Source organism: Flagellimonas nanhaiensis, from assembly GCF_003382275.1.
Classification (GTDB): Bacteria; Bacteroidota; Bacteroidia; order Flavobacteriales; family Flavobacteriaceae; genus Flagellimonas; species Flagellimonas nanhaiensis.
This window is the reverse complement of sequence record NZ_QTJX01000004.1, coordinates 197,792-220,141: the sequence shown is the minus strand read 5'-3', so window position 1 is coordinate 220,141 and position 22,350 is coordinate 197,792. Positions and strand designations below refer to the sequence as shown.

Sequence of the window (22,350 nt, the reverse complement as noted above, 5' to 3'; positions counted from 1 at the left end):
TTAGTACAAAATTTCTTACGATGAAAAAAAAGGTAATTCTCTTTGCTGTAGCCGTTCCCTTGACAATATTCGGTATCGCGGCCATACAGGGGATATCACAGGCTGAAACTGAGAAAAAGTTAATGGAAACGGTGGGGGTGCAATCCTTGGACTCTTTAATAGGCAAAAATATCATAATAGATGATTACGATTTATGGGGAAGTCCGGAAACTTTAAATGGGACCAATAGTAAATACTGGGCCGCTTATTTTCCCAAAGCCCAAATCACCACAATAGCAATCAAAGGCGATCGTACAATAAAATATGTTGAACACGGTAAAATCAATGCTTCAGATATAATACTAGAATTTGAAAGGGAAAGACACAATCTGCTGATCGAGTGTTTCAAACTTGATGGTAGTCATAGGACAATTACCGAAGTGATAAAAAAAACATTGAAAGATTCAGATAATTACAAGCACATTGATACATCATTTTCCGATCGTGATTCATTTTTATTGGTAACTACAGAATTTAGTGCTAAAAATTCCTTTGGAGGGGTTATACAAAATACAATCCAAGTAAAAACAGACTTGGACTGCAACATCATTGAAATAGTTGAGTGGTTTGAATGACCTTATTGAATTACTTTTATAAGCACCTCATCAATAACTTTATTAGGAAGTCTTGCTCCATACCTAGATGACACTCTCTGACTTGCATGCCCTTGTATCTGCTCAATACTGGCCACATGTAATTGATGTCTGTCCGACCATGTTTTGAATATGTATCTTGGTGATTTGGTCAACATGATGTCATTTAGCCCTAATTGTAGGGAAATTTTCCTTAGTGCCCTACGCGTATTGTTTATGTAGTGTTGATAGGAAACTTCATCCTTGGGTTCGGGAATGAATGAAAACACCCTGTCCCTATCCGGAGTCCCATATTTTTTAATTATTTCCAATGCTTCTGAAATCAAAATATTGTCCACTAATGGACCGCCTGCAGGATGTTGTCTATTCTTATAGCGTTTGAACCTGATGCGACCATCCCGGATGTTGGTCTTCCATTCCAATCTGGCAATATCTATAAAGTCATGTCCTCCAATATAGAACTGGAATAACCACATATCCTTTCTTCTAATAACTTTTTCTCTCGCTGTTTTTGTGGTGGATGCGTGTGGGGTCCATTGCTTCCACTTATTCATTTCCTCCCTTGACATTTGGACCGGATCCTTTGATACCGTCTCATCAATAAGTCCCTTAAAGGGATTTGTAGATTTAATGTTTAGGGATTCCCTTTTTTGGGCAGCCAAATAAACCGTTCTAAAGGTTCTGAGATAAAAGCTCAATCCTCCGGGACCACAACCACCGGACAGCTTATAGGTAGCAAACTCATTGAGAAATTCATAGGTGACATCGTTTATGGGCATGTCCTCCTGGAGAGTGAAATCCATTAACTGTTTCTTTGTTTCCACGAATGCTTTGATGGATTTTTTACGTTTTTCCCTTTCGATAATGAACTCATCCCAAAATTCAAACAACATTGCTTGGCTCTCCGCTTCCAACAACCTCAGCTCTCTTTTCAATTGTTCAATTCTCGATTCCTTTTCTTTCAGGCCGGTTTTTATATAATCAAAGGACTGCTGTAGGTTGAAATTATGCTCCCTGCAGTGTTCTACCTCTTCTATCAACCTGATTTCCCTGTCCAACAACTTCTTTTTGAGCCTTTTATAATCAGGGTGGGATTTCAGTAGTCCATTTTTCCCCCAATGGATGGATGCGGAATACTCATTTAGGGGCAAATACTTGATTCCGTTGTTGTAAACACGGATTTTTATAGGGAAACCCTTCTTTGTTTCCCTTCTGGTATCCAATATGATTTCGGCCCTTGTTCCCATAATTTGCAAAAAATTTGCAAAAAAACTGGCCTAAATGTACCCAAATTGGACTATATTGACCAAAAATATAACAAAATAATCATGATAAACTTAAGCTCAGAAAAAGCAAAAACCCCCGTAAATACAGGGGTTTCGGTGGATGTGATCGCGATAGGATTCGAACCTATGACCGTCTGCTTAGAAGGCAGATGCTCTATCCAGCTGAGCTACGCGACCCGACTTTGCGGGTGCAAAGATACTAATGTAAGTGATTGTAAAAAATATTTTTTTGGTTTCCCTTTAAAATTTATACCATCCTACCGTCCAAAAGGTTTATGGTTCTAGATCCGTAGGCAGCATTCTTTTCTGAATGGGTTACTTGAATAATGGTCACGCCTTCTTGGTTCAATTGTTTGAACAACTCCATAATCTCCTCACCTTGTTTCGAATTGAGGTTTCCTGTTGGTTCATCTGCCAAAATGAGCTTTGGACTTGAGATAAGGGCTCGGGCAATTCCCACCAATTGTTGTTGTCCGCCGCTTAGCTGGGCCGGAAAAAGATCCTTTTTTCCCACGATATTGAATCTATCGAGCATGTCCGCCACCATCGCTTTGCGTTCAGGTCCCTTTACTTTTTTATAAAGTAAGGGCATCTCAAGATTTTCTTTGACCGTTAAATCATCTAAAAGATGATACGATTGAAAAACAAAGCCTATATACTCCTTGTACAAATTGGCTCGATTTTTTTCTCTTAAATCATGTACAGATTCATCCAAAAACTGATATTCCCCTTCATCGAAGGCGTCCAGCATACCTATTACGTTTAATAATGTGGACTTTCCTGAACCTGAAGGGCCCATAACAGAAATGAACTCCCCTTCATGCACATTGAGATTGATGTCCTTTAATAAAAAAATCCGCTGGCCTCCAGAGTTGACCCATTTGAAAATATTTTTGAGCTGTAACAACATATCTTTACTATTCTGTTCTTAAACTTTTAATGGGATTGGCAGATGCCGCCTTCACAGTCCTTGACCCAACCGCTATAAATGCGATAACCGCTGCCAAAAGTCCCGCCATAACAAAAATAAGAGGGCCCAGTTTGACGCGAAACGCATAGGATTGCAACCATCCGTCCATTATGTACCATGCTATTGGCGCTGCAATCAAAAAAGCTAGTCCTACCAGTTTTAAAAAATCTTTGGTCAACAAAGCTGCGACAGAGGAAACACTGGCCCCAATAACTTTTCTTATGCCTATTTCCTTGGTGCGTTGCGAAACCACTAACATTGCCATGGCAAAAAGTCCTATACAACTCAAAATAATCCCTAGAACGCTTGCACTCGTGACCATGGTTGCCATTTTTTTCTCGCGATTGAACGTTCTATCTACATTTTCGTCCAAGAAAGAACCCAAAAATTCGGCCTGGGGTTCAATTTTTTGCCAAGCCGCCTTTACGGTATCATAGGATTCGGCAATGGCGCTTGGAGCAATCTTAACATAAGCATAATACAAATCCCACTCTTCATTCATTAGTAATGTAAGAGGTTCTATCTCCTTATTGAGTCTTTGAAAGTGGTAATCTTGGATTACCCCGACCACAGAATACGTGCTGTTATCATCGTGAATTTGGACGGACAATGGATTATCTTCACCCAATTCTTTGGCCATTGCCTCGTTGATAATCAAGCTTGCAGTTTCGTTGTGTTCCTTACTGAAAGCTCTTCCCGATAAAAGGTCGATATCCAATGTTTCCAGGTAACCATGATCCACGGTCAAAATATTGGTCCCAACAAACCTTTCTTTATAATCAAATCCCCATTTACTGGTTGATACACTTCCATCCCTACCTCTACCAAGATTGATGTCGGCACCGCTTACTCCCAAAATATTGGGATTGCCTGCTAGCTCTTCCCGCAGCAAATCCACAACTCGGTAACCATTCTTTTTTCCGTTAAGTGGAATTGAGATTACCTGTTCCTTGTTATAGCCCAAATCTTTGTTTCGCATAAATTGTATTTGACTATGTAGCACCAAAGTCCCGCTTATCAAAACAATGGCAATAACAAATTGTACAATAATCAACGCATTGCGCAACCTGTTCTTTCCCAATTCCCATTTGCCCTTGAGAGCCCTAAGGGTGGTCAATTTACTCACCAATAACGCTGGATAACCTCCGGCGATAAATGTGATTATCAACAGCGATATGCTAAAACCAAGAAGAATCTTGGGTTGAACAATATTGGCAAAGGTGGCCTGGGTATCAAAAAGCGTTTTAAAAGGATTCAAAAGTAAATTGGCCATTACCAATCCAAGTACCAGGGATATCAAGAATACCAAAAGACTTTCTGACCAAAACTGGACAAATAGCTGCCTTTTAAAGGCACCAAGTGTTTTCCGCATTCCAACCTCCTTGAGGCGCCTTTCACTTAAGGCTATATTCATATTGATGAAATTGGCACTTGCTATGAAAATGATCAAGAGTGCAATTCCAAGAATCATGTAAGGAAATGAGCGTGATACTTTAGCAACTCCATCCGCATAGGAAACAAAAGCAACATTGGTATAGGGAAGTAAATAAAACTGTTTGAACTGTCCATTTTCATCTGCTTGCGCTCCGTCTCTAATAGCATCATCAATGCTATTTTTATAATGTAGATTGGTAAAATTCCTGGTGTTTTCCTCAAACTGTGCCACATTTACTCCTTCTTCCAGCTCCAAGTACACCAAGTGATTGTACGACTCCCATGTATCAATATTTGGCGCATATTCCGGGTGGTTTTCAAAAGGAACCAAGATTTCAAAATCAACACTACTATTGGTGGGAACATCTTTTAGCACACTCGAAACCGCAAAGGGTTTTTCCTCATCTCCCCTATTCAACATAATTGTCTTCCCTATTGGATCGGCTGAGCCAAATAATTTCTCCGCAGTACTCTCTGTAAGTGCCACTGAGTTTTTATCTGGCAACGGATTTTCAATATTTCCGGCTATAGATGGGTAACTAAAAATTTCAAAAAAATCCGGGTCTACATATTCCGAATCCAAGTCAAAATCCTTTCCTTCATAGGTAATCAAATCTCCTTGGCTCAAGGATCGGGTAATATGTTTTATTCCCCCTACCTCATCCCTCAACGAAGGAGCCAAAGGGATTGGGTTCACTGTGCTTATCCGAGTGCCTTTTGTAGTTTGATTGGAAAGGTAAATTTGATAAATGGAGTCCTTTTTCTGGTGAAATTGGTCATATGACAATTCAAACATTGCGGTCATCACCAATAGAATTGAAACTCCGAAGGCAAGAGTGAGTCCAATTATATTTGCAGCAGAGAACACTCTATTCTTCAATAGGTTTCTCAAGGCTATTTTTATATAATTCTTGTACATCCTTTTGGTCTATTAGGTGGTTATTCTGTTCTTAAACTTTTTACGGGATTGGCCTTTGCAGCCCTAATTGCCTGAAAGCTCACCGTGAGCACCGTGACCAGCATGGCCCCGATCATGGCGAGAGCAAATATCCACCACTTTAGAATGACCCTGTACGGATATTCTTGTAGCCAACCGTTCATTACGTAGTATGAAATGGGCATTGCAATGAAACAGGAGATAGTCACCAATTTCAAGAAATCCCTTGAAAGCATGTTCCACACATTGAAGACGGATGCCCCCAACACTTTCCTTACCCCAATTTCCTTGGTGCGTTGTTCCGCAACAAAGGATGTTAGTCCAAAAAGCCCCAAACAACTGATCAATATAGCCAGTGCGGTAAATATTCCCGATAACCTTCCTATACGTTCCTCGGCCGCAAACTTCTCACCGTATTGTTCATCAACAAAATCGAATTGAAACGGAATATTTGGAAAATGTTCCACAAAAATCCTTTCTACAATGGCCATGTTCTGACTCGCACTTTGCTTTGGGTTCAATCTTAAGTTGTAATAAGCTCCCATCCCATATTTATCAAATACGTACATCCCTTGTTTTACAGGTTCATATGGGGACTGGGCAATCATATCTTCAACCACTCCAATAATCTTCAATGGCTCATCTGGGTCCTCTTCGGCATCATCTTTTAGAAACATTCCAACCGGATTTTCGAGTCCTAAATATTTTACGGCAGTCTCATTCAACAAAACTGCACTGGAGTCCGAAGGAAACTCACGGGAAAAATCTCTTCCTTGTACAATTTTCAGGTTTAGGGAACTGGCATATTCATGGGTTACCGCGGTCCAAGCAAGGTCTTCTTGGAATCCTTCAGGTTTACCCTCCCAGGTGTATCCGCTCCTATTGGACCATATCCGAGTGGTTGGACTACTGGATGCAGACATTTCAACTACCGCTCCGGAAGCCAAAAACTCATTGCGCATTAATTCATATTTTCCAGTAAAATCTTGACTAAAAGTGGGTATTTGAACCAACCCTTCCCTATCATAACCAATAGGTCGGTTTTTGGCATGATTGATTTGTTGCATCACTATCACTGTACCAATAATAAAGGCTACGGATACCGTAAACTGAAAAACCACCAAAATCTTCCGAGGTAAACTAGAGTGCTTACCCGCCTTGAAAGTGCCTTTTAACACATCTACAGGTCTAAAAGAGGACAAATAGAGTGCTGGGTAACTGCCCGCCAGAAGAGCGGTGAACAGTATAAATCCAAGTGAAATCAACCAGAAATTCACTTCTCCCCAAGGAAACAGGATTTCTTTTCGGGCCAATTCATTGAAACCACTCAAAAACACCAATACTAGTAAAATTGCAATCAGAAAAGCAAAGAGGACCACCAGAAATGACTCACCCAAAAATTGATTGATCAATTGGTTTCTTTGTGAGCCGATCGATTTTCGAATTCCAACTTCCTTAGCCCGCTTCTCGGAACGTGCCGTGCTCAGGTTCATGAAGTTGATACAGGCCAAAAGCAACACAAATGCCCCAATAATCCCAAACAACCAGACATACTTGATTCTTCCGCCCACCTGTTTACCATTCTCAAAATTGGACCTGAGATGCCAATCCTTCATAGGAAAAAGAAACAGTTGAGGATTAAATTCCTCGGTATCCGGGTCCAACTCCTTTTTTACGTTTCTGATTATGGATGTCACCCTGTCCATAGAGGTGTTGTCCGCAATCTGGACAAACATTTGAAACGAATTGTTCCCCCAACTGTTCTCGGCATTCTTGACCCATTCTTGGGAGTTGGTATAGGCATCCCAAGTAGACATAAATTCAGTCTCTGAAAAAGAATTATTTACAGGAATATCTTCGTAAACGGCTGTAACCATCATGTCGTATTGGCTGTTTAACTCAATGGTCTTTCCAATTGGGTCTTCGTCTCCGAAAAGTGCATTAGCGGTAGATTCGTTCAACATGATAGAATTGACTTCCCTTAGTCCATCCTTTTCGCCTTTTAAAATTTTTAAATCGAACATGTCCGGAGCTTCCCTTTGTATAAAGTTCCCTGTTCTGGAAATACTGGTCTCTCCATATTTCAGGTATTGACTATTGTTCCAGGACGACATGACCAAATTTTCAAAATTGTCCATATAGCCATCCCTAAAAGCTTTTTCCAAAGGTCTAGGAATTGCAGGGCCCGTTCCTGTCTCTCCGTTAAACGTCTGGGATTGGAATATTTGCGCAATCCTGTCCTTGTTGGTAAAATACTTGTTATGGGTGAGTTCATCCTCTACCCAAAGGCCAATGATCAAGGTAACCGCCATTCCCAAAGCCAGACCTCCAACATTAATTGCAGTATAGGCCTTGTTCTTGGCAAGATTCCTCCAGGCTATTTTTAAATAATTCTTTAACATGACTCTTCGTTTTTTGATGGTTATTCGGTTCGTAGGCTTTTCACCGGATTTACAATCGCGGCTTTAATGCTCTGATAGCTAACAGTAAGCATTGCTATCAGGATGGCCAAAAGGGCAGATGCCAAAAAGATTCCTACGCCAATCTCAATTCTGTACGTAAAATCCTGTAACCACCGGTTCATGGCAAACCAGCCAATCGGCAATGCTATGAGGATGGCAATACCTACCAATTTCAGAAAATCAACAGATAATCTATAGGTGATTTGCCCTACGGATGCGCCTAAAACCTTGCGAACGCCTATTTCCTTTATTCGCTTATGAGCATTGAACGCTGCCAGACCGAACAGCCCCAAGCAGGCAATAAATATGGACAGGGAGGTAAATATGATGAATATCTTACCCAGTCGACGTTCATTTTCATAAACTTCGTTGAAGGAGTCATCCATAAAACGGTAGTCAAATGATAAACCGGGCGATCTAGAATCCCAAATACCCTGAATTTTACTAACAGTTTCTTCGAAATTTCCAGATTTTAATTTTACCGCCATGTATCCCAAGCTGTTAGAAATTCTCAAAGACAAGGGCCTTACCACATTTCGCATACTTTCAAAATGGAAATTTTTAACCACCCCGATTACTGTATAGTAGCTTAGAGCATCTTCTCCCAGACCATTGGCTACACGTTTTCCCAATACTTCCTCTGGTGAGAGCCCAAGTACCTTGGTTGCCGACTCATTGATTATCATGGCAGTGGAATCCGTTGCAATGGAAGGATCAAAATCGCGCCCAGAGACCAATTTAAGGTCAAGAGTGTTCATGTAATCATAATCTACCCTCCAACCTTGCATGTTCACCGCTGATTCTTGATCTGTCTTTCCTTCAAGGAAAAAAGAAGAATCCGTTCTACTGGAAGGGGTGGGCACAAATTCACTTAAGGTCGCATCTGCCACTTGGGACAACTGTTTCACCTCTTCTTTAAATGACCCTGCTTGATTATTTAGCCTATTCAGGTTGTTTATCAACAAAACTTGGTCCTTACTATAGCCCAAATCTTTATTCTGGATAAACTGCAGCTGTTCTCCAACAACCAAGGTCCCAATAATCAAAAAAACCGAAATGGCAAACTGAAAGATTACCAGACCACTTCTGAGTTTTGCTCCTCCCAAGCTGGTTTCACCACTTCCTTTGAGTACCCTGGCGGGTCTAAATTTAGACATGAAAAAGGCAGGATAGCTACCAGAACACAGGGCCAAGAGTATAGCCGCTGCAAATAAAACCAACCAGAAAACGGGGCTTGAATAGGGTATGGATATGGCCTTTTCTGCCAAATCGTTAAAAAATGGCAACGCAATCCAAGCCATGGCCAATCCTATGATGAGTGAACCAAATGTGATTAAACCTGACTCCATCAAAAATTGCCTGATTATTCCCTTTTTATTGGACCCAAGGGTTTTCCTGATTCCGATTTCTTTTGCTCTCTTTAGAGAATAGGCCGTGGACAGATTCATGAAATTTATACTGGCCAAAAGAATTAGGAACAGAGCAATGAATGAAAGAATATAAATATTGTTGATGTCCCCATTTCTTCCCATATCCTCTGCTCTATGTGAATGCAGGTGCAAATCGGTCAATTTCATTGAGGAATAATTCACGTAGTTACCGGCCGCTTCAAATTCTTTTAGGGTTATTCCCGGAAAAAACTGTTGGGCATATGGTATCAGATATCTTTCCATCATTCCCTGAAGAGGAGCTGCAATATCGGCTGCATCGGCATTGTGCTTCAGCTTAATAAATGTATTGTAGTTATGATTTCCCCATTCATTTTGAAAAGCATCCTGAAAGCCCATCAAAGACATGAACACGGAATATTCCGCTAAGAAGGAGTTTTGGGGCAAATCTTCTATTACTCCGGTAATGGTAAAGGTCTGTCCTTCATTTACTATCAACTCACGACCGATAGCACTGGAAGGTTCAAAGTGTTTTTCCACCGCTGATTTGGTTAAAATCATACTATTGGGTTGCTCCAGAGCTTTTAAGGGATCTCCATACAACATTTTCAATCCAAACATGGAAACCACATTGGTATCGACCCAAGTGGCATTGTCCTCTAAAACCAATTCTCTACTATCAATTTTATTCAGTGAAGTGGTACCCCATGGTCTAAAGCGGATGACTTCCTCTACTTGCGGAATATCATTCAATATTGCTCCTGCCATAGGGGCTGAAACTTGCGACATCTCTCTGCCAGGTCCCCCAAATTTTGCGTCAACATTGATTCGGTGTATCCTTTCTGAGTCCAAGAACATTTGATCATAGCTGAGCTCATCATAGATGAACAAGCAAATTATAAGGGTTCCAGCTATTCCAATGGCTAGTCCAAAAGTATTTAGCGCATTCAAGAAGGGCTGCTTCTTGATGCTCCTCCAAGCTATTTTTAATTGGTTTTTAAACATGAGTGTTCGTTTTTTGATATTGTTATTCTGTTCTGAGACTCTTTACCGGGCTGGTCATGGCCACTTTTAACGTTTGGTAGCTAATGGTAACCAGTGTGACCACCATGATGGAGACCATGGCCAGTGCAAAAATCCACCAGTGTATCTCCGTTCTATATGTATAGCCCTGAAGCCACTGTTCCATTAAATACCATGCTATGGGAGTTGCAAAAACCCCGGCGATCAATATGAGCTTGAAAAAGTCCATGGAAAACAAGGCCAGAATATTGGCCACATTACTGCCCAAAACCTTTCTGATCCCTATTTCTTTGGTGCGTTGCCCCACGAAGAAAAGAATAAGGCCATAGAGTCCCAGACAACCTATGAGTATGGCCAAGGCCGAAAAAACCTTGGACAGGGAAAGATACCTTTGTTCCGCTTCATATTGTTCGGCCACACGATTATCCAAAAAGCGGGGTTCGTAGATGTATCCGCCAAATAGGCCAGACCACTTTTCCTCGATCTGTGCCAAAATATTTGAAGTGCTCCTGGCATCTATTTTAACGGCTATTTCATCGAACCAGCGAGGTTCGTAGGCCATTAAAATTGGACTGATCTCTTCGGTAAAATCAATATCATGAAAATTGGCCACCACACCCACTATGGTCGCTTTAATGTATCCTCCATTGGCCTCTATCTGCTTTCCAAGAAGTTCTTCTGCTGAATTAACCCCTAGTTTTTCACGAACTTTTTCGTTTACAAGAACCTCTGTGACCGAATCTCGCTTAAAGAATACCCTACCGGCCACTAATGGAATATCAAAGGTCTCCAAATAATCTTCATCCATGGGTTTCAGTTCAATACTGAATTCCTCATATTCTGGACGATTGCTGTATTTAAAACTTGTACCTAAACTATTGATGGAACCTCCCGGACTCGTCAAACAGTTGGAAACGTGAGTGACTCCCGGAATTCTTTGTATCTGATCTTTTAAGCTTTCGAGCTGCACCACGTCCTTTTCTTCCGGAATACCGACCATAACAATCGAATCCTTATTGAATCCCAAATCACTATTAATTGCATAATCAATTTGCTTTGAAATTATAACCGTGGCCACAATCAGGATAATGGAAATGGCAAATTGGACCACCACCAATACCTTTCGAGTGGTACTGCCTCCCGTATCATTATGGTTGAGTTTTCCCTTTAGGGCCAACACAGGAACAATACGGGACATCAATAATCCTGGATAACTTCCGGACAGGAAAGAGACCAACACAAGTACCAAGACCATGAAGGCAAAAAAGCGATAATCCAACAAGCTTTCAGCGGTTAGCTCCAACTCAAAAAGAGCATTAAATGAAGGTAGGAACAGGATAGCTAAAACCACCCCCAATGCAATGGCAAAAAGGCTGATCACAAAGGTTTCGGACAAAAATTGCCAAAAAAGATGTTGCCTAAAGCTCCCCAGCACCTTTCTAATTCCTATTTCCTTAGACCGATAAAAAGCTTGAGCTGTGGATATATTGATAAAATTGATGCTCGCAATTACTATCAGAAACAAACCTATAATGGCAAAAATCCACAGTAAACCGGGATTAACCCCTCCATAATCAGGGTTGAAATGGATATCTGCTAAAGGTTGGAGTTTATATTCGTGTCGATTTTTACTGTTGGGCCTATGCTCTTTAGGAAGCTCCAATAGTACATTTTCAATTTCGGCTATGTTTTGATTGGGATGTAAAAGAGCAAAACACTGGAGATCCGTAGAAATTCCTGACCAGGTTTCCAATCCTGAAAAATCATTGAACTTTTCCAATGTTGGAAAGGAAATGAATATGCCTTCCGTGATCAATGAAGTTTTTGGTGAATTTTTAAGTACCCCGATTACCTCAATGGTTTCCTTATTGTCAAAGAGAAAAGTTTTTCCTAATACATCGAGGGTTCCATACATTTTTTTGGCCATGTCCTCGTTGATATAGGCCGTATTTGGTTCGGCTAGAGTCCGTGTCCCGGTATCCACTACCAGCGGAAAGGTCATGATGTCAAAGAAATCCGACTCTGCAAAAACCACGTCTTCTTTAAAGGCATTCTGATTATTTCCATCATCAACATTGATTTGATATTCCTCCCAATTGGCTATTTTGGCCACCTTTTCGGCATATTGATAATTTTCTCGAAATACCTTTGCAAAGGCCGGAGGAACACTGGCCTCATGGTCAATATAATCTCTGTGCTCCTCAGTGACCGCTCTATAGATTCTATCCCCATTTTCATGGAAACTATCAAAAGACAAGTGATGGGACAAAAACAGATAAATGAGGACACTGCTACCAAAACCAATAGCAAGTCCTAGAATATTGATGCTCGTAAAAACTTTTCTTTTGATAAGATTTCTCCAAGCTATTTTTATGTGATTTTTGAACATTGCCCTGGTCTTTAGATTTGATTTTAATTGATGAATAAACTCTTATACCATTGCCTTTAAAGGCTTGTTCTGACTTTCAGTGACGATTTGACCATCAAAAAGGTTAATGACCCTGTGTGCATAGTGCGAATCCCTGTCCGAGTGTGTTACCATAACAATAGTGGTTCCCTCTTGATTCAGTTCTGTAAGCAGGTTCATAACCTCAATTCCATTTTTTGAATCCAGGTTACCTGTAGGTTCATCCGCTAAGATCAATTTTGGGTTGGTCACCACCGCCCTTGCTATGGCCACCCTTTGCTGCTGACCTCCAGAAAGTTGTTGCGGAAAATGTTTTTCTCTATGGGCAATCTTCATACGCTCCAACACTTTTTTTACTTTTTCCCTACGTTCCGATTTGCTCATTTTCAAGTAAATCAGTGGGAGTTCCACATTTTCATAAACCGTAAGCTCATCGATAAGGTTGAAGCTTTGAAAAACGAAACCAAGGTTACCTTTTCTCAATTGGGTTCGTTGACTCTCCTTTAACCCGCCTACTTCATGTCCTCCAAATTGATAGGTTCCCTCCGTAGGGTTGTCCAACATACCAATAATGTTAAGTAAGGTAGATTTTCCACATCCCGAAGGACCCATGATGGCCACAAATTCGCCCTCGGCTACACTTAGGTTTACTCCATTGAGGGCAAGTGTTTCAACTTCCTCTGTTCTGAAACTTTTTTTAAGGTTATTTATCTGTATCATCTTTTAATTGATTTCAATGTTTGTTATAATAGACTCTCTTATTATGCTAGATGTAACACTATTTTAAAACTATCCGCTCCGCCTCTCCGAAGCTGTCGTAATTACTGGTTATTATTTGTTCTCCTGGTTCAAGCCCTTCCAATACTTCATAGTATCTGGAATTCTGTTTCCCCAATCTTACATTACGTCTTAAGGCTTCGTTTTCATCCGCAGTAACCACAAATACCCATTGACCTCCAGTACTCTGGAAAAAGCCTCCCTTGGGCAATAAGAGAGCATCACTGGAAGCTCCCAGTTGAAGCTTAATGTTATAGCTCTGTCCTGCTCGTATGGTTTCTGGTTTTTGATCGGTAAATACCAAATCCACCTTGAACCTTCCATTTCTTACTTCAGGGTATACTTTTCGAACGCGTAGCGGATAATCCTGTCCATTTCGTTCAAACGAGGCTACCAAATCTCGTTTTACACGATCAATGTAATGCTCATCAATCTCTGCTTCAATTTTAAAATCAGTCAAGACATTTATTTGTCCAATACGCTCTCCCTGGGATATGTTCTGTCCAATTTCTGCATCTAAAAAGCCCAACTGTCCATCTGCAGGTGCCCTTACATTGAGGTGGTCCAATCGTTCATAAACCATTCCCAAGGTTTTTTTCATTCGAGCAAGGTCCTCATCAAGTCCGGTCAGCGAAGTGGTACGCAATTGATCATCATTCTCAGTCTGCAGTTTTACTATCTCGTATTGCTTTTTGGAAAGTTCATAGTTTTCCTTAGAAAGCAGATACTCTTCTTTTGAAATCAGTTCTTCATCGTACAGTGCCTGGTTCTGTTCAAAATTACGTTTGGTACGTTGCAGGTCTGTACTTGCAGTGGCCAAAGACCTACGACCTTCAACCTGACGGGAATCAAAGGTCAGTTTGGTAGATCTAAGATCGTTCTGCTTTAAAGCAAGGTTACTTTCACTGGCCAAGATCTGCTCGTATAGATTGGTGTTTTCCAACTTAAGGATGACATCTCCTTTTTTAACCATGGCCCCCTCCTCTATCAATTTTTCGGTAACCCTTCCACCTTCGTAAGCATCCATGTAAATGGTGGCTATTGGTGCTACATTACCATTTATGGTAATATAGTCGTCGAATTTGCCATGGGTGACTTGTGCTATGGTAAGTTTTTCCTTGTCGGTTCTATATGTAGACAGAGAAGTACCAAATGCCATCTTCCAGACCACAAATAAAAGGAGTGCTCCAGCAGCTATGTATGCATAATGTTTGGGGCGAAGTCCTTTTTTCTTTTCGAGTTGTATATCCATTGTTCTTTGTTAATTGATAGTAAATATTGGTAACCCGCGATAAAAATCCAAGGTGCTATTGTTCACCCTTAATCGCAATATCGCTTGTAAATTTTGGTTTTGTGCTGTGGCAAACAGTGTTTTGGCCTGCCCCAGTTCAATGGCATTGATCATACCTTTTTCATAGCGTTTTTGTGCAATATTGAAAGCGAGGCGTTGTGACTCAGAAGCCTTAATGGTCTGTTCTGTTTCTGCAATCAACGCATCATGTTCTTGCACCAATTGTTGTATGATTTGAAATAGCTCCTGCTCCGTAACCTTAGCAGTATTCTTAGCACGTTCCAACTCAATTTTTTGCTGTTTTATTCTTGAGCGATTGGCCCATGCATTAAAGATGGGAACGTTTAAACGGGCTCCTACATATTCAAATCTATTATCGCGAAATTGGTCCCTAAAAGGTATAGTATTGCCCAAAGTATCCCGAATCGTTTCAAAATAACCAGAGCCAATTCCCCCACCTATAGATAATGAAGGATATAAACCCCCACGGGTTACCGCCAATTGCTTTTTGGCTGCTTTTACCCGATAGGCTTGGGCCTTTATAGATGGCATAAATCCCTTTGCCTTTCTAAAAATAGAATCGGAAACGACCACGGTTGCATGCTCTTGACTTTGGATAACATCGGGTTCTGGCAGAATAGCAATATCACTTTCCCCTTCTAGGTTCATGGCCTGTATCAAGGTCAATTTTGCTGCTTTTAAACGATTTTGGTTTTGGGTCAGGGCCAATTTATCGGAAAACAAAAGAGACTCGGCTTCATACAGATCCGCACCTGCCATGACCCCCAGTTCTACTTGTCTTTTTACCAAATTGTAGTTGGTCTGCGATATGTCTACCTGTTCTTCAGAAATAATGATTAGCCCTTCTATAAACTGAATGTCGTAGTAAGCAGACATCACTCGAAAAGCCAATAAATATTTTTGTTGTAAGCTTTCCTGTTTGGTTGCCTTATATAAAAATTTAGAGGCTTTTATAGTATTGATTTTCTGAAACCCCCTAAATACATCAAAAGAAGCATCCAAAGAATAGTTGTTAGAAAAAATATCAGTATTTACAATACTATTGTCTTCCGGATTTACCTGACGACCATAACGAATGGAGTAGTCTGCACTACCACTAATCGTGGGAAGTAAATCCCTAACCGATTGTCTATAGGTTTCTTTGTTAGCATCCTGGTTATATTGAAAATCCTTAAGATTTAGGTTGTGCTCCAGGGCATAGGCCACGCAATCGTCCAAAGTCCAAACATTCTGGGCAACTACACATGATATCGGCATCATCAAAAGGAAAAATACTATGAGATTTAATCTGTACATAATTTACTTGTGTGCCATTTCTTATTCCATACGCGTGCCACAATTTCAATTAACTGAAAATCAATATTTTAAATTGATAAATATTTTTTAGGGTAAATAAACCTGTCAAATTTTTATACCAATAATGTAAAATATTTTTACACTTTGATCCAAGAGCAATTTTCAAATTGTAGTTTTAGACTATCTAATCCATTGATATATGACCGACTGCAAAATATTATTGGTCGATGACAATAAGAGCATTTTAAGCGCTCTGGAAATCTTGCTTCAGTTTGAATACAAGACCGTGGATTCCATTTCCAATCCAAATCAATTGTCATCTTTCCCCGATCTAAGCAGTTTTGATATCGTGTTATTGGACATGAACTTTTCTGCCGGGGTGAACACCGGTAATGAAGGGTTGTTTTGGTTGAAGGAAATCCGAAAAAAAGCACCAAATACATCAGTTATCATGATGACCGCCTATGGAGCGGTAGATCTGGCAGTAAAAGCACTAAAGGAAGGAGCTGCAGATTTTATTCTAAAGCCCTGGAACAATGAGAAATTGTTGGCCACGGTAAAATCGGCCTATCAACTTCGGAAAACAAGGAAGGAAGTTCAGCAGCTAAAACAAAAAGAAAGCAGTTTAAAACAGGTCATCAATCAGAATAAAAACTTTATAATTGGGAACAGCAGGGCCCTAAACACCGTGTTGAGCCTTGTTGACAAAGTTGCCAAAACAGACGTCAATGTTCTGATTACTGGTGAAAATGGAACTGGTAAAGAGCTCATAGCCAGGGAAATTCATCAGAAATCTAAAAGAAAAGACGAAGTCTTTATCAATGTGGATATGGGTTCCATATCTGAAAATCTGTTTGAAAGTGAACTTTTTGGGCATACCAAAGGCTCTTTTACCGATGCCAAGGAAGATAGAACCGGAAAATTTGAAGCCGCCAATGGAGGAACCCTCTTTTTGGACGAAATAGGCAATCTTTCCCTGCAAATGCAGGCAAAATTGCTATCGGCCATTCAAAACAAGACCATTGTCAAGGTGGGGTCCAACAAGCCCATTCCCGTAGATATCCGATTGGTATGCGCCACAAACTGTAATCTGGAACAAATGGTAGCGGATGGTATTTTTCGCGAAGACCTTTTGTACAGGATCAATACTATTCATATTGAAGTTCCGGCTTTGCGGGACAGGGACAACGACATCCTTTTGCTTGCCGATTTCTTTTTAAAGAAATTCAGCGCTAAATATGGTAAAGCCGGGCTTAGACTAAACCACGCTGCCGAAGAGAAACTATCCGGGTATCACTGGCCTGGTAATATTAGGGAATTACAACACACCGTTGAGAGAGCCATCATATTAAGTGATGGACAAGTCCTCAAGGCCAATGACTTTCCTTTTCATAACAAATTCCATCCCTCGTCTACAGATTCCCCTTTGACCTTGGATGAGATGGAACAACAAATGATCAGGAAGGCCTTGGAAAGACATGAAGGAAATCAGAGCGCTGCCGCCGAACAATTGGGGATAACCAGACAAACCCTTTACAACAAACTCAAAAAGCAAGGTAACTGATGGCAAGTCGCAACTTTTATCTTCAATTGATTTTTAGGATTATTGGCATAACCCTAACCGCATTGCTGTTGGCATTTTCCTGGTCAAAATCTTGGTGGATACTCTTGAGTATTTCAGTAATTATTTTTCCCTTTCAGGTTTACTCTTTGATACATTATATCAACAGGACCAATCGTAAAATAGCCTATTTCTTTGATGCCATTAAAAATGAAGATTTCACGTTACGTTTCCCTGAAAAAGTGGCCATTGAGTCCTTTAAGGACCTTAATGTTAGCCTCAATAGGGTAAATAGACTCATACAGGAAGTACATCTTCAACTCCAGATACGGGAAAGGTATTATCAAGAAATTCTAAAACAGGCCAATATTGGTATTCTTACCTATAATGAAAAGGGGCATATCCTATTTTCAAACCCTACCGTTGAAAAGCTATTGAACCATAAACCTCTGAACCATATTAAGCAGCTGCAACAAGTGGATCAAGAGCTTTACCTGCTCTTTTCGCAACTAAAACCTTTTGATCGAAAGCTTTTTCAACTTACAAACGAACGGGAAAAGACCCAACTCGCCATAAAAAGTAAATCCATTTCTTTGGATGAACAACCTTTGCTTCTGGTAGTGGTCCAGGATATCCATAAAGAACTTGATGAAAAGGAAACAGACTCCTGGGTAAAGTTGATCAGGGTATTGACCCATGAAATTATGAACACCATTACTCCAATCACCTCAATATCGGATTCCGTTTTAAGGTATTTTGTTGGAAAGGATGGTAGAATCATTGAAAAACAGTTGGACAGTGAGCAGATGGTCAACGCGGCAAAGGGGTTGGAAGTAATCAAGGAACAAGGAAGCAATTTGATGGAGTTTGTCCAATCTTACCGGACTTTCCTCAATGTTCCCGAGCCGGATAAAACCCTTGCAAATGCGCAAAATCTGCTGGAAAAAGTGAAACTGCTTTTGCCTCCATCAAAAACCTCCCAAAATTTGGAAGTTACCATTCAAGTGCAACCCAAAGAACTTGAGTTCTTTCTAGACGAGAAACAAATCACACAGGTATTGGTGAATTTGGGCAAAAACGCGGTGCAGTCCTTGGAAGGCCATGAAAATGGAAAAATCGTACTCTGGGCAGGAACTGGCCCTAATGGGAAAAAATATATACAAGTCTGGGACAACGGACCGGGAATACCCGAAGATTTGATCAATGAAATCTTTGTTCCCTTCTTCACCACCAAAAATTCAGGGACCGGAATTGGACTCAGCCTCTCCAAGCAAATACTTCAGCTTCACGGGGGTAGTTTGAATGTACGATCGGTGCCCAACAAGGAAACTGTATTTACCCTGGATTTTTAAAGGTTGATCAGAATTTTGAACTTTTCAGCTGACCAAAATCATAAAAAACAAACACTATAGGTTCTACTTTTAATAGAAATAAAACTCTTGGCATGCTAAATTCAGAAAAAATAGGAAACGAGTTCTACCAGAGCCTGGGCAAACTCTTTTATGCAGTGGCCATGGCTGACAACAAGGTGAGACCTGTTGAGGTAACCAGATTACGAAAGTATGTACGACAAAATTGGTTGGATGTTGATGATTATGAAGATGAATTCAATACAGATTCTGCCTACCAAATAGAAATTGTATTTGACTGGCTGGAAAATGAAGAGAAAGATGATGAAGAATATTTCAGCGAATTCAAGGAATTCTATAAAGAACATCCGAAGAAGTTCACCCCAGAGCTTAAATCTCTAATTTTGGAAACTGCAGAGGCCATAGCAAGCTCCTTTGCAGGAAAAAACAAGTCCGAGATGTTGATTATCTTTAGATTGAAACAACTCTTGGCCAAATAATCTATGCAACTAAAGAATTTTATAGATCATACCAACCTAAAACCAACTGCCACTCCTGCAGAAATTCAAGAACTTTGCAAAGAAGCCAAAACCTATGGTTTCAAGGCTGTTTGTGTAAATGGGTGCCATGTTGGACTCGCAAAAGAATCGCTAAAAGGTTCGGAAGTAAAGTTAGCGGCAGTAATTGGGTTTCCACTGGGCGCTATGTCCACCGAAGCAAAAGTTTTTGAAGCAAAAAATTGTATTGAACATGGTGCCGACGAAATAGACATGGTCATCAACATTGGATGGTTAAAATCCAATATGGATGATTTGGTCCGTGAAGAAATAGCAGAAATAAAGCGAGCCATTGGAGATAAGCTATTAAAAGTCATCTTAGAGACCTGTTTTCTTTCCGAAGAAGAAAAGAAAAGGGCTTGTATCTTGTCGGTAGAAGCCAACGCCGATTTTGTAAAGACCTCAACCGGTTTTGGTAGCGGAGGAGCCACCTTTGAAGACGTTGCCTTAATGAAGAAAATGGTAGCAGGAAAAGCCAAAATCAAAGCATCTGGCGGTGTTAGGGACAAAGAGACCGCCATAAAATACATTGAATTGGGTGTAGAGCGAATTGGCACCTCTTCCGGCCCCTCACTAGTAAAGTAAAATCCTATGAGCATACACATTGAAGCCAAAAAAGGCGAAATAGCGGAAACTGTACTTATGCCCGGAGATCCCCTACGGGCCAAATGGATAGCTGAAACATTTCTGGAAGACGCTTTCTGCTACAATCGGGTAAGAGGTATGCTGGGATACACCGGTACCTATAAAGGTGAACGTGTATCCGTTCAAGGAAGTGGAATGGGGATGCCTTCGGCAATGATCTATTTTCATGAGCTCATTAAGGATTATGGGGTCAAAAACATTATTAGGGTTGGATCGGCAGGTTCATATCAAAAAGATGTAAAGCTCAACGATGTGGTTTTGGCCATGGCTGCATCTACAACATCCGGAATGAACAACTCAAGATTCATCAATTCAGATTATTCTCCGACTGCCAATTTCGACTTATTTATTGAAGCCGTCAACTATGCACGAGAAAATAACATCCCAATAAAAGCTGGAAACGTACTTTCTTCCGACGAATTCTACGGGGACGATCCCGATGAGTATAAATTATGGGCACAATACGGAATACTTTGTGTTGAAATGGAAACAGCCGGACTCTACACCATTGCTGCTAAATATGATGTACGTGCTTTGACTGTGCTTACTATTTCGGATTCCCTGGTCACTGGAGACCACCTTTCCTCCACAGAACGTGAAACTTCTTTTAAAGATATGGTAGAAATTGCCCTTGCAGCGGCAATGGCATAATTCTTTGGGGGAGGATGTCTTCCCAACCATTTGATATCATCCAAAAAAAGATTGAAAAAGGGAGAAATCTGACAACGATCATTTCTCCTTTTGCTTCCAGTTCCTATTTTGTCCAATGCTTTTGAAAAGGCTTGAGCGCAGCCACCAGAGCTTAAGTTTATGTCCTCATTTTAAAGTAAAACCCTAAAATCGGATCATCATGAAAACAAAACTGCTATTTCTAGTCCTCATCACGGTTATTTGGAGCTGCAAAGAAAAATCTGCTCAAACCAAAACTGAACAACCTCCTCAAAAAATAGAACAGGAACCGCCTAAGGTCCTCTCAAAATCAATGAAGGAAATAATACAATTCGCGGATATCTCCATTACCGATCCAACAGACGTAAAAACCCATTTGAAATTTAAGGTGTTGGATTCTTCGGGAGTAAGAGAGGAGAAAATGGAAGAACTGGTCTCCATTTACAAGAAAGCTAAAAAAACAAAAACAATGGATGCATTGCCATTATTTGAAATCAAGAATACCACAAACTGTGTATTAATTGTGTCCGAAAAAGGGTATGGAGGCAACATCTGGGGGAAGGTTTTGATGGACAAATCAACAATGGAAATAGTTAAAGTTGAATTTGACCACAGAGCAGAATCAGAGGGATATGGTGATGGCATTTCCCTGTCATCATTTGAAAACTTGTTCAGCAAAGCCAAAATAGAATGGCAAGGAAATAATTTCGGACAGTCCCAAGGTGGAAAAATGTTGGTTGAAGGTCGCACAATTATTGATGGAATATCAGGAGCTACCGTGACCACAACGGCTGTTATCCAAATGATGAATGAAGGAATTGAAAAGTATAGGCCCTATTTAGAAACAACCAATAAATCCTAAATCAATCCAAAAACAAAAAGCATTATGAAAATAATTCAGGTTACCCCAGAAAACGTACAAAAAGAGACCTTGTATTGTGTTAAGGACATTACCAGTCCGGCTTTTGATAGCAAGAGAAAATGGTTTGAGAAAAGATATGCTGAGGGTGTCCGGATGAAAATCCTTAAGGATGATGAAGACAATATGCTGGGATTTATTGAATATGTTCCGGTGGAACAAGCATGGCGACCCATTGAAGGCCATAACCTGATGTTCATCCATTGTATTATGGTACATTCCAAAAAGGACAGGGAAAAAGGAAATGGCAGTATTTTGATAAACGAGGTAGAGCGAGAAAGTTTGGAGGCTAAAATGGACGGAATCTGTGCCATGGTCAGTAAAGGAGCATGGATGGCAGATAAGACTGTTTTTGAAAAGAATGGTTTTATTCCCGTTGATCATAAAGGTCGATTTGACCTTCTCTTCAAAAAATTGAACCCCTCAGCGAAAAATCCAGAATTATTGGATTGGACCGTGACCCAAAAAGAATACCAAGGTTGGCATTTGCTTTATGCAGACCAATGTCCATGGCATCAAAAATCGGTGACCGACCTTTTAAATACTGCCATGGATTTTGATATTGACCTCAAGATTCATGAAATAAAGACCGCCCAAGAAGCCAAAAATGCACCATCAGGATATGGAACCTTTGGTCTTTTGCATGATGGAAAACTAGTGTCGGACCACTACATCAGTGCAACCAGGTTTAGAAATATTTTAAAGAAGGCTATGGTCAAATAATTT

Annotated in this window: 17 protein-coding genes and 1 tRNA gene; 8 read left to right on the top strand and 10 right to left on the bottom strand. The window is 40.4% G+C overall.

Annotated features, from left to right (window positions below; all coding sequences use genetic code 11):
• The first annotated feature begins 20 nt into the window (after positions 1 to 20).
• Entirely contained in the window at positions 21 to 614 is a 594-nt protein-coding gene (locus DX873_RS15805) for a hypothetical protein (protein WP_116185453.1), read from the top strand.
• A gap of 2 nt (positions 615 to 616) precedes the next feature.
• Here the strand turns inward: DX873_RS15805 and DX873_RS15800 are convergent, their stop codons facing one another.
• From DX873_RS15800 to DX873_RS15755, 10 genes are all read right to left on the bottom strand, one after another.
• Positions 617 to 1,879 carry a site-specific integrase gene (locus DX873_RS15800; RefSeq protein WP_116185452.1) on the bottom strand — a complete coding sequence of 421 codons (1,263 nt, stop codon included), beginning with the start codon at positions 1,877 to 1,879 and terminating at the stop codon, positions 617 to 619.
• A gap of 142 nt (positions 1,880 to 2,021) precedes the next feature.
• Positions 2,022 to 2,095 (bottom strand) — tRNA-Arg (locus tag DX873_RS15795).
• Between the two features lie 70 nt (positions 2,096 to 2,165).
• Positions 2,166 to 2,828, bottom strand: a complete 663-nt coding sequence (locus DX873_RS15790; RefSeq protein WP_116185451.1) for an ABC transporter ATP-binding protein — start codon at positions 2,826 to 2,828, stop codon at positions 2,166 to 2,168.
• A gap of 7 nt (positions 2,829 to 2,835) precedes the next feature.
• Positions 2,836 to 5,241 (bottom strand): ABC transporter permease, encoded by a 2,406-nt coding sequence (locus tag DX873_RS15785; protein WP_116185450.1) that lies wholly within the window; start codon positions 5,239 to 5,241, stop codon positions 2,836 to 2,838.
• 20 nt (positions 5,242 to 5,261) lie between these two features.
• Positions 5,262 to 7,661, bottom strand: a complete 2,400-nt coding sequence (locus DX873_RS15780; RefSeq protein ID WP_116185449.1) for an ABC transporter permease — start codon at positions 7,659 to 7,661, stop codon at positions 5,262 to 5,264.
• A 20-nt stretch (positions 7,662 to 7,681) separates the two neighbouring features.
• A complete protein-coding gene (locus tag DX873_RS15775) occupies positions 7,682 to 10,114 on the bottom strand; it encodes an ABC transporter permease (protein ID WP_116185448.1) in 2,433 nt (810 codons plus the stop codon).
• A gap of 22 nt (positions 10,115 to 10,136) precedes the next feature.
• Positions 10,137 to 12,521, bottom strand: coding sequence for an ABC transporter permease (locus DX873_RS15770; RefSeq protein ID WP_116185447.1), 2,385 nt, complete (start codon positions 12,519 to 12,521; stop codon positions 10,137 to 10,139).
• A 42-nt stretch (positions 12,522 to 12,563) separates the two neighbouring features.
• Complete coding sequence (locus tag DX873_RS15765; RefSeq protein WP_116185446.1) at positions 12,564 to 13,259, bottom strand: ABC transporter ATP-binding protein; 696 nt, start codon at positions 13,257 to 13,259, stop codon at positions 12,564 to 12,566.
• 58 nt (positions 13,260 to 13,317) lie between these two features.
• Positions 13,318 to 14,568 carry an efflux RND transporter periplasmic adaptor subunit gene (locus tag DX873_RS15760; RefSeq protein WP_116185445.1) on the bottom strand — a complete coding sequence of 417 codons (1,251 nt, stop codon included), beginning with the start codon at positions 14,566 to 14,568 and terminating at the stop codon, positions 13,318 to 13,320.
• A 9-nt stretch (positions 14,569 to 14,577) separates the two neighbouring features.
• The gene (locus tag DX873_RS15755; RefSeq protein ID WP_116185444.1) at positions 14,578 to 15,924 is read right to left on the bottom strand and encodes a TolC family protein; all 1,347 of its coding nucleotides are present in this window, start codon (positions 15,922 to 15,924) and stop codon (positions 14,578 to 14,580) included.
• Between the two features lie 199 nt (positions 15,925 to 16,123).
• On the opposite strand from DX873_RS15755, the gene DX873_RS15750 reads away from it, so the two are divergent.
• The 7 genes from DX873_RS15750 to DX873_RS15720 all read left to right on the top strand — a co-directional run bounded on the left by DX873_RS15750 (position 16,124) and on the right by DX873_RS15720 (position 22,347).
• On the top strand, positions 16,124 to 17,488 hold the full coding sequence (locus tag DX873_RS15750) for a sigma-54-dependent transcriptional regulator (protein WP_116185443.1): 1,365 nt from the start codon (positions 16,124 to 16,126) through the stop codon (positions 17,486 to 17,488).
• On the top strand, positions 17,488 to 18,837 hold the full coding sequence (locus DX873_RS15745) for a sensor histidine kinase (protein WP_116185442.1): 1,350 nt from the start codon (positions 17,488 to 17,490) through the stop codon (positions 18,835 to 18,837). Before DX873_RS15750 ends, DX873_RS15745 begins: the two co-directional genes overlap by 1 nt.
• Positions 18,838 to 18,929: 92 nt before the next feature.
• Positions 18,930 to 19,334, top strand: coding sequence for a hypothetical protein (locus DX873_RS15740; RefSeq protein WP_116185441.1), 405 nt, complete (start codon positions 18,930 to 18,932; stop codon positions 19,332 to 19,334).
• 3 nt (positions 19,335 to 19,337) lie between these two features.
• Positions 19,338 to 19,976, top strand: coding sequence for a deoxyribose-phosphate aldolase (deoC, locus tag DX873_RS15735; RefSeq protein WP_116185440.1), 639 nt, complete (start codon positions 19,338 to 19,340; stop codon positions 19,974 to 19,976).
• Between the two features lie 6 nt (positions 19,977 to 19,982).
• Positions 19,983 to 20,687, top strand: coding sequence for a purine-nucleoside phosphorylase (gene deoD / locus DX873_RS15730; RefSeq protein WP_116185439.1), 705 nt, complete (start codon positions 19,983 to 19,985; stop codon positions 20,685 to 20,687).
• Positions 20,688 to 20,886: 199 nt separating this feature from the next.
• Positions 20,887 to 21,567 carry an FMN-binding protein gene (locus DX873_RS15725; RefSeq protein WP_116185438.1) on the top strand — a complete coding sequence of 227 codons (681 nt, stop codon included), beginning with the start codon at positions 20,887 to 20,889 and terminating at the stop codon, positions 21,565 to 21,567.
• A gap of 24 nt (positions 21,568 to 21,591) precedes the next feature.
• On the top strand, positions 21,592 to 22,347 hold the full coding sequence (locus tag DX873_RS15720) for a YoaP domain-containing protein (RefSeq protein WP_116185437.1): 756 nt from the start codon (positions 21,592 to 21,594) through the stop codon (positions 22,345 to 22,347).
• Positions 22,348 to 22,350: the final 3 nt, after the last annotated feature.

What these genes read in the sequence shown, in the direction of transcription:
- DX873_RS15805 (WP_116185453.1), top strand. Translation starts at nt 21, where the DNA reads ATGAAAAAAAAGGTAATTCTCTTTGCTGTAGCCGTTCCCTTGACAATA.
- DX873_RS15800 (WP_116185452.1), bottom strand. Translation starts at nt 1,879, where the DNA reads ATGGGAACAAGGGCCGAAATCATATTGGATACCAGAAGGGAAACAAAG.
- DX873_RS15790 (WP_116185451.1), bottom strand. Translation starts at nt 2,828, where the DNA reads ATGTTGTTACAGCTCAAAAATATTTTCAAATGGGTCAACTCTGGAGGC.
- DX873_RS15785 (WP_116185450.1), bottom strand. Translation starts at nt 5,241, where the DNA reads ATGTACAAGAATTATATAAAAATAGCCTTGAGAAACCTATTGAAGAAT.
- DX873_RS15780 (WP_116185449.1), bottom strand. Translation starts at nt 7,661, where the DNA reads ATGTTAAAGAATTATTTAAAAATAGCCTGGAGGAATCTTGCCAAGAAC.
- DX873_RS15775 (WP_116185448.1), bottom strand. Translation starts at nt 10,114, where the DNA reads ATGTTTAAAAACCAATTAAAAATAGCTTGGAGGAGCATCAAGAAGCAG.
- DX873_RS15770 (WP_116185447.1), bottom strand. Translation starts at nt 12,521, where the DNA reads ATGTTCAAAAATCACATAAAAATAGCTTGGAGAAATCTTATCAAAAGA.
- DX873_RS15765 (WP_116185446.1), bottom strand. Translation starts at nt 13,259, where the DNA reads ATGATACAGATAAATAACCTTAAAAAAAGTTTCAGAACAGAGGAAGTT.
- DX873_RS15760 (WP_116185445.1), bottom strand. Translation starts at nt 14,568, where the DNA reads ATGGATATACAACTCGAAAAGAAAAAAGGACTTCGCCCCAAACATTAT.
- DX873_RS15755 (WP_116185444.1), bottom strand. Translation starts at nt 15,924, where the DNA reads ATGTACAGATTAAATCTCATAGTATTTTTCCTTTTGATGATGCCGATA.
- DX873_RS15750 (WP_116185443.1), top strand. Translation starts at nt 16,124, where the DNA reads ATGACCGACTGCAAAATATTATTGGTCGATGACAATAAGAGCATTTTA.
- DX873_RS15745 (WP_116185442.1), top strand. Translation starts at nt 17,488, where the DNA reads ATGGCAAGTCGCAACTTTTATCTTCAATTGATTTTTAGGATTATTGGC.
- DX873_RS15740 (WP_116185441.1), top strand. Translation starts at nt 18,930, where the DNA reads ATGCTAAATTCAGAAAAAATAGGAAACGAGTTCTACCAGAGCCTGGGC.
- deoC (WP_116185440.1), top strand. Translation starts at nt 19,338, where the DNA reads ATGCAACTAAAGAATTTTATAGATCATACCAACCTAAAACCAACTGCC.
- deoD (WP_116185439.1), top strand. Translation starts at nt 19,983, where the DNA reads ATGAGCATACACATTGAAGCCAAAAAAGGCGAAATAGCGGAAACTGTA.
- DX873_RS15725 (WP_116185438.1), top strand. Translation starts at nt 20,887, where the DNA reads ATGAAAACAAAACTGCTATTTCTAGTCCTCATCACGGTTATTTGGAGC.
- DX873_RS15720 (WP_116185437.1), top strand. Translation starts at nt 21,592, where the DNA reads ATGAAAATAATTCAGGTTACCCCAGAAAACGTACAAAAAGAGACCTTG.